This is a genomic window from Flavobacterium oncorhynchi (genome assembly GCF_002217355.1).
Classification (GTDB): domain Bacteria; phylum Bacteroidota; class Bacteroidia; order Flavobacteriales; family Flavobacteriaceae; genus Flavobacterium; species Flavobacterium oncorhynchi.
The window spans coordinates 47,907-61,675 of sequence record NZ_MUHA01000022.1 but is presented as its reverse complement, the minus strand read 5'-3'; the positions used below and the strand labels follow the sequence as shown (position 1 = coordinate 61,675).

Genomic DNA, 13,769 nt, shown 5'->3' with positions numbered 1-13,769 from the left:
AGGTTAGATGATTTGATTGTTACGAATAATCTAACGTCGCACAAAAGTACAAAGGATAAATTAATAATTTGATAAATTTATGATTTAGATAACGATAAAAAGAATACAGTCTTTAAACTATGATTTAGTTTAAAGCAAAAGGAGCACACATTCTAAAAGTAGGAACAATAACCTTGAATGTTTTTGTTGTAGTAAAATTGATCATATTAAAATGACCTTTCATAGCGCCATATGGTGACGATAATAAACAGCCTGAACTATAAGTGTGATTTTCTCCCGGTTTTAAAACTGGTTTTTTACCAATTACACCTTCGCCGTCAACAACTTCTAAATCATTTAGAGAGTCAAAAATTTCCCAATGACGAGATGTTAACTGAACAGAATCTTTACTATGATTTTCGATTGTAACTACGTAACTAAAAGCAAAGTGAATTTTGTAGTTTTTGAAGTAAGTTCCTTCAAAACTAGTCAAAACAGATATTTTTATGCCTCTTGTAATTTGAGAAACCATACTAACGTAGTAAATATGTGTATATTATATATGCAAATCTACAAAAAAAAATCTTTTGTCCTAAAACCTTAACAATGTTTTAATTTACGATATTTATTGAGTTTGCATTTCCTTTTCCTATAACTCTTTGATAACGATCTATGCTTTCTTTATAGTAAACCAAAATTGTATATTCATTTTCTGTTTGATAAAAATTGCCGTCAATAGCATTTTCATTATCGATGTTTCCTTTTTTATCAGCTACTGTATATTGAAAATTAGTAAAACCTTGTTTTATCATTACAGCCTTTTCATAAATGCCTTTTTCAGTATTATAATCCATTTTGTATTCTGGCGATAAACTGTAATTATTAAACATTCCTGTTATATAAATATCTTTATTAAGTCTAAAGGCAGGAGCCGAAAGTGAAAAGTAAACCCATGCATAATCAGCCTCAATATCGTTATTTGATCCGTTTATATTCTTAACTACAAAATTACCGTTAACATCTTGATATAAAGTATAGATCTGATTGCCTCGAGCACGATTTGTGTACAAATATGAATTATAAACATCGTTACTGGTTCCTACTTTTCCAACATTATTGTTAGCAGCTCGAATGTCTTTGTTTTCAAAATATAAAAATTCATTCCCGCCCCAAAACTGAGTTTCAGCATCGTATTTGTAAACAAGTTGATTTCCAATTGTATATTGTGGTGGAACATTTTTTATTCCAGTATTGAAATTTCCATTTTGCAATAAAAGAACTTTTACATTTTGTGTCGGCGTTTGAAAAGTAATATCATTTGAAACTATTGCAAAATCAAGATTCTGTTTAAAATCAATATTGCTGAGGTTGCGGCTTCTTTTTACTTGAGCTGCAACGGTGCAATGGTTTTCAAACAGAATAAATTTTCTTGCAAGTACAACTTCTTTATCTTCATTTAAAATTTTTAAAATGTAGTTTCCAGAAATTCGCAGCTGCGTAGTAAACTGATTTGGAAACAGAAGTCTATAATGGGAATAAATTTGAAGCGTATTAAAAGAATTAGAATAATCAGTTATTCTCTGACCATCAAAACCACGTAGAAAATCTGTTTTTGGAATGTCTGACGGAATCCAATTGTAATCGCAATGAGTAATTTCGAAGTAATAATTGGCTTCGCTTCCAAATAAATCATCAAATTGAAATTCAAATGTTGATCCTAATTCAAAAATAGGAACAACATTATTGCCGTTTTGTACAAACGAAACAGTTTTGATATTGTAAGGCGGATCAATTTCTTTCTGAACATTTTGGGCTTTCGCCAAAGTGAAAATTAGAATAAAAAATAAGCTTGTATATAAAAATTTTGGCATCTTATTACGTTGTAAGATTGTAAATATAACAATTTTATATAACGAAAAATAGACTGTTTTATTGGTTTAACGTATTAAGAATTTAAAATGTACTCTAAATTAGCTTCAATTTCGTCATTAATATAACTTTCTTCCAAAAGCGAATCAGACAGCAGTTTTTTGTTTTCCTGCAGCTTGATTATTTTTTCCTCAACCGTATTTTTCGAAATAAATCTTATAACATTGACTTTGTTAAGCTGTCCAATTCGATGCGCTCGGCCAACTCCTTGTTTTTCTGCAAAAGGATTCCACCACGGATCTAAAAACAAAACATAAGAAGCTTTAGTAATGTTCAATCCAACGCCGCCAGCTTTAAGTGAAATAAAAAACAACAAAGGATTTTCTTTTTCCTGAAATAGTTTTACCTGCTGTTCTCTTTTATGAGCAGGAGTTTCACCCGTAATTTCGCAATACTCTATTTTATTTTCCTTACACCAATCAGTGTAGAAACTTAGATTTGTGACGAATGAACTAAAAATGATCGCCTTTTGTTTTCCTTTTACTAAAGTTTCTAAATAATTTGTAACAGCGATATATTTTCCAGAATCGATTTCTGAATCTTGATCGACCATTTTTGGGTGATTACTTAATTGTCGCAGCTTCATCAACGTATTGATAATGCTGATTTTGTCAGGACTAGAACCATCCGTTTTAAGTAAAAAATTACGCGCTTTAGATTTTTCTTTTTCGTATAATTTCTCCTGTTCAGGATCCATAGTACAGTAATAAATCTGCTCCGATAATTCAGGTAAATCTTTTAAAACCTGTTCTTTAGTTCTTCTTAAGATATAAGGCTGAACAAGATTTTTTAGTTCAGACAAAATATTTTCATCTTGTTTTTTTTCAATCGGAATTTTAAAATTGGCAGCAAAGAAATTATAACTGCCTAAAATATCTGGATTTATAAATTGCATCTGCGACCATAAATCGTCAAGCGAGTTTTCAATTGGAGTACCGCTCAGCGCCATTTTATGAGTCGTGTCAATTTTATTTATAGCTTTAAAAATCTTAGAATCTTTGTTTTTTATGTATTGACTTTCGTCCAAAATCAAATAACGGAAGTCGTATTTTTCTAAAATCGAAATATCACGATGTATAATGCTGTAACTCGTAAAAATTAAATCAGTTGAAGCTAATCTGCTGGCTAATTGTTTTCGGTCATTACCAACATATTGCATTTTTGAAAAGTGCGGAGTAAATTTTGCAGATTCGTTATACCAGTTAAAAACAAGTGAAGAAGGTAAAACAATTAAAGCTTTAAGTGGTTCTCTTTCTATCGTAGTTTCATTGGCAAACAAATCAAAATTTGTGGTTTTTGTTGTAAAACCTAATTGTTCTTGAACAGCAACAAGAACTGCGAGAGTTTGTAACGTTTTTCCAAGTCCCATATCATCCGCAAGACAAGCGCCCAAATTAGAGTTGTGATGACCTAAAAGCCATTTTACACCATCAATTTGATAAGGTCTTAAAGTTGCTTTCAGTAATTCAGAAGAGACATATTCAGCTTTTTGAATAACTTCATTTTTGATTTCTGTAATCGTGTCCAAGGCCGCAAAATTGCTTTTGCGCAAAAGCAGATTCCCATTTTCTGTTTTGGCTAATTTTGCCAGTGAACTGTATTTGCTGAACCATTCTAGCGGAATCAAGAAATAGTTTCCGTCAGGCAGTAAAAAGAGTCTTTCTTTGCTTTTTATATTGGGAATAATTTCACTGAAATTGATTGTATACGCCCCAATTTTGATTATTATTTTGATATCAAACCAATCTCCAGCAGTTTCTTTTGAAGTTAGAACAGTATGATTTTCGGTAATAATTTCCTTGCTTTCTAGTTTTAGATTTTCAATTGTAAAACCCAAACTTTCAAGTTCTTCTTTATGATCAATAATAAATTGAATATTGAGATAAGGATCTGGAGTTTCTATTGCAGCATTTAATCCAAATAATTCATTTTTGATTTTTATTAAACCAAGTTCAAGTAGTTTTTCTGTATATAAAGTTTCGTCAGGACTTCGTTTGAACTGGATAATTTTAGGTTCACTTGAAGCATTGAAATCAACGAATGAATGTGTTTTTTTACTTTTACCTGCATCAAATGTATAACCATTGTAATCAAAATAAAGGTTGAGGTAATAACAGTTTTTAAAGAAATCATAAACGGGCTGAATCGCGCAGGAAATAATTTTGTCACGATTTTCAACCTCAAAACCTGTTGCTTCTATGTCGATTTTTTTAGCTATTTCAGGAATGAAATTCTTGAAAAAATTATCGACTAGTTTTGAAGGTATTTCTATAGATTTTTTAGTTAAAAAAGGCTGTAGTTTTTTAGTGTTTAGATCTTTTAGCTGTCCTAATTTTTTATTGATAATCAGCCAGCCCGGTTCATTTAAAAGAATATCAATTTTACTGTTCATCGGCAGAAAAACAGTTTCATTTTCTTTTAAAGAAAGGGTATAAGTGATTCCTTCAGAATGTTTGTCGAACTGAATCAGCGGTTCAAAATGCAGTGGATTTGCATCAACTCTGGAACGATAAAAATCCTTCTCAGGTCCAATGTCTATAGACAGCGGAAATTGTTCTTTTACAATTAGATTATAAAATGAACTTAAATTAAAGTTTAAATACTGACGAATGGCAAAATCAATTTTAGAATCTTTCTGTAGATCGGCAATGGTTTTTGCCGATTTTACTTTTGCGCTGAATTTTTTAAAAATGTACTCCAATTTTAAAGATTCGCAGGCAGTCAATATTTTTTTTGTATTGGAATCTAAGCTTTCAAATGCGATTCCAAAACTTTCAAGTACTTCAACGCTTGCTTTTTTGTTTAAGTATTTGATTTCATCAGTGTTCTCGACAATATATGCGGTCGGGATGTGAGTGTTTAGGTTTTTTTCAAAACTGATGTCAAAACAAAATTGATATGATTTTGCAGGTTCCAAGATTTAAGATTTGGTTTGATTTGGTAAGGCGCGTAAAATTAAAAAGTTTTCAAATTATTGCTATTTTGAAAACTTTTTAAATGAATTTGTGTCACTTATATGGTGAGAAAAAATTAATTTTCTGGTTTGAAGCAAAGCGGAATAATTTCTCCTTTTGCTAAACAATATTTTTCTACCAGTTCTGGTGCAATTTTATTGGTGTAATCTTCTTCAATTACAATAAAACCAATACTTCTTAATTTGTCGAAATAATCACGTCCGTAAATGCGAACATGATCGTATTGTCCAAAAATTCTAGCACGTTCTTTTTGATCTGTAATGGAATCATCGGCAAATGTAACTTCACGGTTTAAATCCTGTGGAATTTGAAGAATCGCCATTCCGCCCGGTTTTAAAACTCTAAATAATTCCTGCATTGCTTTTGTGTCGTCTGGAATATGTTCTAAAACGTGATTGCATAAAATCACATCGTATTCGTTGTCTTTAAAAGGCAAATTACAAATATCTGCTTTTACATCTGCCAAAGGCGAAAACAAATCGGTTGTTGTATAATCAAGATTTTTCTGTTTGCGGAATAGTTTATAGAAAGCTTGTTCCGGAGCAAAATGAAGTACTTTTTTAGGTGCTGTAAAAAAATCAGTTTGGTCATTTAAGTACAACCAAAGCAAACGGTGTCTCTCTAACGAAAGTGTACTTGGCGAAAGTACATTATTACGTTGTTTTCCGTATCCGTAAGGCAAAAACGATTTGAAGCTTTTTCCGTCAATAGGATCAGTAAATTTAGTTCCTTTCAGCGATAAAGCTAAAATAGGACGTGCCACGTAACTTAAACGAATTAATATAGGTCTTGGAATAGTATTTAAAACTAATTTGAAAAGTTTTTTCACAGTTAAATAAATTTGAACACGAATTTCACAAATTGACACGGATTAGTGTTGTGGTGAAATTTCACGAACTTTTAATTTGGGTTAAAGTATTATTCTTTTGTATTTAAGGCTGTCTTCTCCAAAATTGACTAACAAACCTAATTTGTTTTTTGATGCAGCTAAATAATTTAAAGTCTGCTTAATTTCACTTGTTGATAAAGCTGTTATTGCTTTGAGTTCTAATATAATTTCATCGAAAATAACAAAGTCTGCAAAATAATAACTTGGCAATATTATGTCTTTGTATGTAATATTGTATTTTAATTCACGATTATAAGGAATCTCGTTTCGTTGAAACTCATATTCTAAAGCATCACCATAAACCTTTTCACTGTGTCCTTTTCCTAAAATTTTATGGACTTCCATACAGATTCCAATAATTTTATAAGACTCATCCTTTAAATATAATTCACTCATCATTCATCAATCCTTTTTTTCTGTGAAATTTCGACAAAGTATATTTCGTGCTAATTTGTGAAATCCGTGTTATAAAACAAGCGGCACTTTTCTAAATTCGTCTTCTTCATTGCTTTCGATTCCTAAAGCTTTGTAGATGTATTGAAAAGTAGATAATAATTCAGGTTTACCATCAACTAGCGCCACGTCATGTTCGAAATGTGCACTGGCTTTTCCATCTGCAGTTGTAATTGTCCAGCCGTCTTTATGTTGTTTAATGTTTTTAGTCCCAAGATTGATCATTGGTTCAATTGCAACTACCATTCCTTCAACGAACAGTTTTCCACGACCGCGTTTTCCGTAATTTGGCATTTCTGGCTCTTCGTGCATTTTTTGCCCAACACCATGTCCAACCAATTCACGTACAACTCCGTAACCATGAGCTTCTGTGTATTTTTGAATCGCATTTCCAACATCTTCAACGCGATTACCTGCTTTAAATTCTCTAATTCCAACGTAAAGAGATTCTTTTGTCACCTGTAAAAGTTTTTTAACTTCAGGTGCAACTTCTCCAATTTCGAAACTATAGGCGTGATCTCCGTGATATCCATTTTTAAATGCCCCGCAATCTACCGAGATTACATCACCGCTTTTTAGAGGAGTGTTATTCGGAATTCCGTGAACAACCTGAGAATTCGGACTCATACAAAGTGAATTAGGAAAATCATATAGTCCTAAAAAGCTTGGAACTGCACCGTGATCACGGATAAATTCTTCGGCTAATTTGTCAAGATATAATGTTGTAACTCCTTCTTTTATCTCAGAAGCAATCATTCCTAATGTTTTTGATACGATCAAAGCACTTTCGCGCATTAATTCGATTTCTTCTCTAGTTTTTTGGATAATCATATTTTTCCCATTTTCAGTTCGCAAAAGTACAATTTTATATTATTTTTTTCGCCACGAATTTCACGAATTTACACTAATTGTATTGTGTGAATAATTTTATTAAATTATAATTCGTGTAAATTCGTGAAATTCGCGGCAAACTTTTAAAATTTAATATCTCAGAAAAAAGCCATAAATTAGTAGTAAAATGTCAATAATCATGGAAATTTCAAATGATCAGGATATTGCTAAAGTAAAAGCATTAAAGAAAATGAAGAGAAATGCTTTATCGCTTTTAGGTATTGCCGTTTTACTTTTTATCATAGCAATTTATTATAAAATACCGATGCTTCAGGCGTTCAGCGAGGCAGCGATGGTAGGTGGAATTGCCGATTGGTTTGCAGTTGTGGCTTTGTTTCGTCATCCGCTGGGAATACCAATTTGGCATACTGCTATTATTCCGACCAAGAAAAATGAGATTGGAGAAAATCTTGGAAATTTTGTTTCAGAAGAATTTCTAAATCGTGAAAAACTGGAAATTAAATTGGATGAGTTCAATTTTGCAGCAAAAGCATCAGATTGGCTTTCACAGCAGGAAAATGCAGATAAAATTGCAAATGTTGTTGCCATAAATATTATTCCGGGAGTTTTAAGAACGATAAAAGATGAGGATGTAAAGCGATTTATTCAAGTTCAATTTGCGGCAAAACTTGAAGGGATTAATTTTGGAGATTGGGTGGCTTTGGCTTTAGAGCCTTTGCAAAAAGGAAATGTAAAAGATCAATTATTGACGAATCTTTTGACGGTTATGAGTGCCGAACTGACGAATAATAAAGACTTGATTCGAAAAAAAGTAAAAGCGTCAACTCCGTTTTTGAGTTTTGGTCTTGCTGATAAAAGTATTACTGAAGGCGTTTTTAATGGATTGCAAGACTTTCTGAACGAAGCCAAAAATCCCGAAAGTGCGGTACGAATTAAAATTGATGAATACGTTTATAATTTTTTAGAAAAGGTAAAAAACTCTGAAGAAATGAGAGTTAAGATCAATAATATGATTTTAAGTTTTGTTGGAAAAAAAGAAGTTCAAGACTATATCAATGGAATTTGGGACGAAATAAAACTATCGATTTCTAATGATTTGAATAAAGGGAAAGATTCGTCTATTAAAAATAGTATTGCTGGATTAATTCAAAGTTTTGGGAACGGAATAAAGGAAGATTCGCATATGATTGATAAGATCAATAATTTTATTAAAAATGATCTTTTGTCTGTTCTTTTAAATAATAAAAAAGTTATTGGCGATTTGATTTCTTCTACCGTAAAAAGTTGGGATGGTAAAGAGGTTTCTGAAAAACTAGAATTGGAAATTGGTAAAGATCTTCAATATATAAGAATCAACGGGACTTTAGTTGGCGGACTTATTGGTCTTGTAATTTATGCGGTCGAATGGACGTATCATTATTTTATAGTTTAACAATATAAGTGATATAAGTTCATTTAAAAAATAGAGCAAAAGCAGCAACTTAAATAACTTACATCACTTATATGGTTTAAAATCAGTCAGGATTTGCCATGATTTTGAAAAGCTCAGAATTAGAGATATAAAAGCGGTTTTCCAGTGCTATTGAAGCAAGTTTTGCACTTACTAAATTGTTCTCACGAGTGTTAATCAAAAACAACGAGCTTTCTCCAAATGAGAATAAACGTTCTTCAGAATTTAGCATTGTCAAGTTGTTTTCGACTAAATCTTTAGCTAGTTTTTTCTGTTTTGTAAGCGAATTGATTTCTAATTTTTGAGCACTGATTTTGTTAGTCAATTGTGTTTTTTCTAATGCTAACGCAAATTCGTTTTCTTGTAGTTTGTATTTTGCTAATTTCAAACTTCCTCTTTCTTTTCGCAGAAATAAAGGAAAGTAAAATTCCAGACCAATTTTGTAATCGTCAAATTTATAGTTGTCGATGTAATTTGGTTCCGATAAATAAGCGTAACCAATGTTTATTTTTGGCAGCAGCATATTTTGTTTCAGATCTTTTTCTACATTCAAGATGTCTATTTTGTTCTGCATCGCATTTAGTTTCGGATGCGTTTCTAAACTGAAATCTTTTTGCAGAAGATCGTTTGTTTTTAGCGTTTCCTGCAATGTGCTTTCGAGGGCAGTTTCTGGTACAAGTTCATCTGAAATTTCAAGAGGAATATTGTTGTCAAGCCACATAAAATTTGATAATTCTAGTTTTGCTTTAGCTAATTTTAGTTTAGAATCTTCAAGACTCAGGGTTCTGTTTTTTACAATAATTCCTGCTTCAATACTATCAATTGCGGGTTTGTCGCCTTGATTGATCAAAGATTTAATTCCTTCCAAACGTATTTCGGCATTTTTATTATAAGTCTCATACAGTTTCATTTCTTCAAAATTCTTTTTCCAATTGAAATAAGCAAGAGAAGCATCATACAAAACGCTGACAGCTTCAAGTTTTCGTTCAGATTCACTTAGTTTTATCTGAATTTTTGCCTTGCGAACATCGGCCATTCGTTGATTAATAAATAATCCTTGTCCAACAGGAACACTGATTCCAAACGAAGTTAAACCTTGATTAGGCGTTGTGTTTTCAGGATTAAGATAAACACCTTCATTGTTGTCAAATCCAGCTTTTAACTCAATTCCATACCAAGTTGGGATTTTAAAACTGCTGTTTAAAATAGAATAATATTCTTTGTCTTTAAATTGTTTTTGACTAAAATCTACTTCAATTTTTGGATCAAAACCACCTCTTGCCATCATTAAGTTGGCTTGTGCTTTACTGATTTCTAAATTGGCATTTTTTACCAAAGGATGGTATTTTTTTACATATCCAAGAAACTCATCGTAGGTGAGTTCTTTAGATATGGGCTGCTGGCCAAAAACCGTACAGCTCAAAAATAGAAAAGCTATAAGTATCCGTTTCATTATTTTTTCTCTTTAGTTTCTTTTTCGCCAGTTTTGTAATAATTAGGAGGGAAACCATTTAAAGTTCTCCAGATTTCGAACCAAATTGGCACCGTGTCTAGTAAAGCAATTGTTTGGGCACCAGAACCAATGCTCAATTGCTTAGGCCAATGTGCTTCTGCGGGATCGGGAGCAATTAAAACTCTGTATTTACCATTTGTGCTGATAAAATTTTCGATCGCTACAACTTTTCCTCCAAAAGTTCCGTATGATATATCCGGCCATCCTGCAAATACAATTGTCGGCCAGCCGTCAAACCAAACGCGGACTTTTTCGCCTTTTTTGATTAAAGGTAAATCTATTGGATTTACATACGTTTCAACCGCAATATCATAATGAGATGGCATTATCGTTACAATTGGAGTTCCCTCTTTTACCGTTTCGCCCAATCCTGCTTGCAAAGCTCGGTTGATATAGCCGTCTTGCGCGGCTTTAATGTAATACATGCCATTTCTTAAGCTGTAATTCGTGTATTGGTTTTCTAGTTTACTTACTTGAGCTTCAGTGTCAAACTTGTTGCTTAGCGTGGTAAATTGATCGCTTTTTGCTTTAGCTGCTTTTTCAGCATATTCAGCCGAAATTCGGTTAACTTCAACTTTAGCGTTTATGTACTCATTTTTGCTTGATAAGAATTTGTTTTCTTGTGTTATGATTTTTGCATCAACATCTTGCAGTTTTAAACGTTTCTCTTCAACATCAGTAAGCGGTTTTAAGCCTTCTTTGTTTAACTGAACAGAACGATTGTATTGTGTATTTGCGATTCGCAGTTGTGTTCTTGCGGCAACAAGATCAATACTGTCGCTTTTTATTTTTAAAAGAGATTGTCTGACTTTGTTTTTTGCTTGTTCTAGTTTTAACCTTTTTTCGCTTTCAATAGCTTGAATTTGAGTTGAAAGAGTTTGTACTTTCTCGTCATATGATTCTAGAGAGTTTTTCTTTGCTTCTACCTGATTTTTGGTATTTTCGACCAAATTAGGATCCATGTAATCCTCTTTTATTTCAGAAATAAATAAAATGGTATCTCCTTTTTTTACAAAATCACCTTCTTGTACATACCATTTTTCAATTCGACCAGAAATAACACTTTGAATTGATTGTGGTCTTTGATTAGGTTTTAAAGTGGTTACAGATCCTGATCCCGAAACATTTTGTGTCCATGGCAGAAAAAGAGCAATTATTCCTAGAATTGAAGTACCTATTATAATCTTATTTAAAATTTTATAATGAGTTCTGTTACTTAGGTTTTTTACAGTTTCGTATCGTTCAAGAGACTGCAGTCTGGTTTTATTGTCAGAAATGTTTAGCATGGCATATCGTTTTTTTGATCAAGTAGAATAAGACCGTTTTGCATTGTTATTTTTCGTGTTGATTTTGTTTTCCAATGCGGATTTTTGGATGAAACAATAATGGTCCACTTGTTTTTATCTGAAGTAAGAAAATCTATAATTTCGTTAGCAACATTTTCATCCATAGTATCAGTTGGATCTTCATAAAAAAGTATTTTTGGTTTATGAATGATGCTTCGGGCTAATAATATTTTCTGTGCATTAGAGGATGACAGTTGTCTTCCTTCAGGATAAATATGGGTATCTAAACCTTTTGGCAGTTGTTTTATAAACGAACTCAGCTGCACTCCGTCAAGTGCCCATTTTAAATCTTCGGAACTTATTGTGGGATCATTAAAAGTTATGTTTTCAAAAATGGTTCCCTCAAATGGTGTTTCGTTGTGGATAATTGTTCCAATTTGTGAGCGATATTGTTTAATGTCTATTTTTTTGAATGTATCGTCATTGATGTAAAACGCGCCAGAACTTTGCTTTAATAAGCCAGATAACAATCTAATAAGAGTTGTTTTTCCAGATCCGTTTTCACCATCAATTACAATTTTTTCACCTTGTTCTATTTTAAGAGATATAGAATCTAGAGCATAGATTGGAGAATCTGGAAATTTAAATTTTAAGTTTTCAGTTTCTAAGGTGATATTCGTATAACAAGTGTCGTTTTTAGATTCAATATATTCCTCTAATTCCAAATCAGTTACTTGTCCAATTTTTTCAACAGAAGTCAAAACGTCATAAAAGGTTTCGAGCCCAAGAATGATTTTTTCAACCGAGGTAATTACTAATAATATAATAATCTCTGCCGCCACAAATTGTCCAATATTCATTTCCTGACTTAGTACTAAATATCCGCCAATAGAAAGTAAACTTGCCGTAATAATGATTTTAAAAACAATCAATTGGGTAAATTGTTTTTTGATCACATTAAAATGTTTCTCACGATAATTGATATAGTTGTTTACGATCTTATTGTTTTTTTGAAGAGCAAAATCATAGTTTAATTCATTTCTAAAACTGTAATTATTACGCGCCATTTCTTGCAGCCAGCCAGCAACTTTGTATTTGAATTTGGATTCTTTTAAACTTGTTTCTAAACCAGATTTGTATGAAAATTTAAAAATGAAAAACAAAAGCAGGAACAGCAATAAACCAAATACAATAAAGGACGGATGATATAAAGACAGTAAAATTAATCCGAATGTAATTTGGAGTAAAGCTGCCGAAAAATCAATCAGTAATTTTGATGTACCTTTTTGAATGCTTAAAGTGTCAAAAAAGCGATTTGTTAACTCCGGCGGATAAGTGCCGTATAATTCCTCAGATTTTATTTTTGGCAAACGAGCCGCAAACTCAAAGGAAGAACGAACAAAGATTTTTTGCTGTAAATTTTCAGTAATTCGCAATTGCATCAATGATAAAAGTCCAACAAGCGCAACTCCGGCAACAACCAAAATAATAAGTACAATCCAAGATGCACTTACTCTTCCAGATTGTATAAATGCTATAATAGCCTGAATTCCTAAAGGAAGCGACAAACTGACTAAACCAGCAAAAATGGCGTAGAAAAAGATTTGGTATATGTCTTTTTTGTCTAATTGAAGTAAATTGTAAAATCGTTTTAAAGGTGTCATGTTGATTTTTTTATAGTTAGCGTAAAACGTTTTCTGCAAGATTGATGTAAAACTCTGTGGTTGTTACCGTTTCATTACAATTGGTAATTGTTTTTAAATGATCTGTTAAAAAGTGCTGATGTAAACTTCCTTCAACAATTGTTGAAACTAGTGATTTTGCATATGGATAATTGGGATTAACCTCTTTTACAATGGTAACAATCCTATTGATTACCCTTTTGTAAATTAAGAAAAAACCCTCTTTGTTTTCCTGATCAACTTCTTTAGTATGAAGTGTTTTTGTAAATTCAGCAATTATTATCTTGTTTAAAACAGCTTCATTTATATGATCTGTTGCAATGTCATCTGTTATTTTTTCAGTAACTAATGTGATGGCTTTTCTTAGTTTTTCATTTTTATCTATAATGTTGGTAGTGGTAAATACTAATTTGTATTCGATCCAGCTCCAATACCAAGAAGATAAATAAACTAAGAGTTTATGCTTGTTCTCAAAATAACGATAAATCGAACTTTCGTTTGATCCTATTTTTTCGCCTAATTTTTTAAATGTAAAGTTGTCAAAACCAATGGTGTCGATAAGAAGAATACTCTGTTCGATTATTTTTTTTCCCAATGCCGATGTTTCGGGATCTTTTACATAGATCTTTTCGTTTATTTGGATTTTTAGATTCGATAGTATAATTTCCATAAAAATTATTTTAAGTGCAAAGATAATAGTATTACTATTAATAAAGAATATTTAGCTTTTATTTTTGCAAAAAAAAAGCTGCTCTAAATCA

Annotated in this window: 11 protein-coding genes; 1 reads left to right on the top strand and 10 read right to left on the bottom strand. The window is 31.8% G+C overall.

The annotated features are described in order from the left end of the window. Positions 1 to 124: 124 nt before the first annotated feature. The 6 genes from apaG to map all read right to left on the bottom strand — a co-directional run bounded on the left by apaG (position 125) and on the right by map (position 7,056). Positions 125 to 511, bottom strand: a complete 387-nt coding sequence (gene apaG / locus B0A75_RS14310; protein ID WP_008467225.1) for a Co2+/Mg2+ efflux protein ApaG — start codon at positions 509 to 511, stop codon at positions 125 to 127. Positions 512 to 590: 79 nt separating this feature from the next. Further along, the gene (locus B0A75_RS14305; protein ID WP_089054955.1) at positions 591 to 1,850 is read right to left on the bottom strand and encodes a type IX secretion system plug protein; all 1,260 of its coding nucleotides are present in this window, start codon (positions 1,848 to 1,850) and stop codon (positions 591 to 593) included. Positions 1,851 to 1,924: 74 nt separating this feature from the next. Beyond that, entirely contained in the window at positions 1,925 to 4,825 is a 2,901-nt protein-coding gene (locus B0A75_RS14300; protein ID WP_089054954.1) for a DEAD/DEAH box helicase, read from the bottom strand. Positions 4,826 to 4,938: 113 nt separating this feature from the next. After that, positions 4,939 to 5,712 carry a class I SAM-dependent methyltransferase gene (locus B0A75_RS14295; RefSeq protein WP_089054982.1) on the bottom strand — a complete coding sequence of 258 codons (774 nt, stop codon included), beginning with the start codon at positions 5,710 to 5,712 and terminating at the stop codon, positions 4,939 to 4,941. An 81-nt stretch (positions 5,713 to 5,793) separates the two neighbouring features. After that, positions 5,794 to 6,168, bottom strand: a complete 375-nt coding sequence (locus tag B0A75_RS14290; protein WP_089054953.1) for a GxxExxY protein — start codon at positions 6,166 to 6,168, stop codon at positions 5,794 to 5,796. 69 nt (positions 6,169 to 6,237) lie between these two features. Continuing rightward, on the bottom strand, positions 6,238 to 7,056 hold the full coding sequence (map, locus tag B0A75_RS14285) for a type I methionyl aminopeptidase (protein ID WP_089054952.1): 819 nt from the start codon (positions 7,054 to 7,056) through the stop codon (positions 6,238 to 6,240). 199 nt (positions 7,057 to 7,255) lie between these two features. Here map and B0A75_RS14280 point away from each other — a divergent pair, with 199 nt between their 5' ends. After that, positions 7,256 to 8,509, top strand: coding sequence for a DUF445 domain-containing protein (locus B0A75_RS14280; protein ID WP_089054951.1), 1,254 nt, complete (start codon positions 7,256 to 7,258; stop codon positions 8,507 to 8,509). Positions 8,510 to 8,591: 82 nt separating this feature from the next. Here the strand turns inward: B0A75_RS14280 and B0A75_RS14275 are convergent, their stop codons facing one another. From B0A75_RS14275 to B0A75_RS14260, 4 genes are read right to left on the bottom strand one after another with little or no spacing between them, the layout of a single operon-like run. Continuing rightward, positions 8,592 to 9,980 (bottom strand): TolC family protein, encoded by a 1,389-nt coding sequence (locus B0A75_RS14275; RefSeq protein ID WP_165765129.1) that lies wholly within the window; start codon positions 9,978 to 9,980, stop codon positions 8,592 to 8,594. Beyond that, complete coding sequence (locus B0A75_RS14270) at positions 9,980 to 11,326, bottom strand: HlyD family secretion protein (RefSeq protein ID WP_089054950.1); 1,347 nt, start codon at positions 11,324 to 11,326, stop codon at positions 9,980 to 9,982. The genes B0A75_RS14275 and B0A75_RS14270 overlap by 1 nt, the downstream gene beginning before the upstream one ends. Further along, positions 11,320 to 12,990 (bottom strand): peptidase domain-containing ABC transporter, encoded by a 1,671-nt coding sequence (locus tag B0A75_RS14265; protein ID WP_089054949.1) that lies wholly within the window; start codon positions 12,988 to 12,990, stop codon positions 11,320 to 11,322. The genes B0A75_RS14270 and B0A75_RS14265 overlap by 7 nt, the downstream gene beginning before the upstream one ends. 16 nt (positions 12,991 to 13,006) lie before the next feature. Next, positions 13,007 to 13,678: a TetR/AcrR family transcriptional regulator gene (locus B0A75_RS14260; protein ID WP_089054948.1), complete on the bottom strand. Its 672-nt coding sequence runs from the start codon at positions 13,676 to 13,678 to the stop codon at positions 13,007 to 13,009. Positions 13,679 to 13,769: the final 91 nt, after the last annotated feature.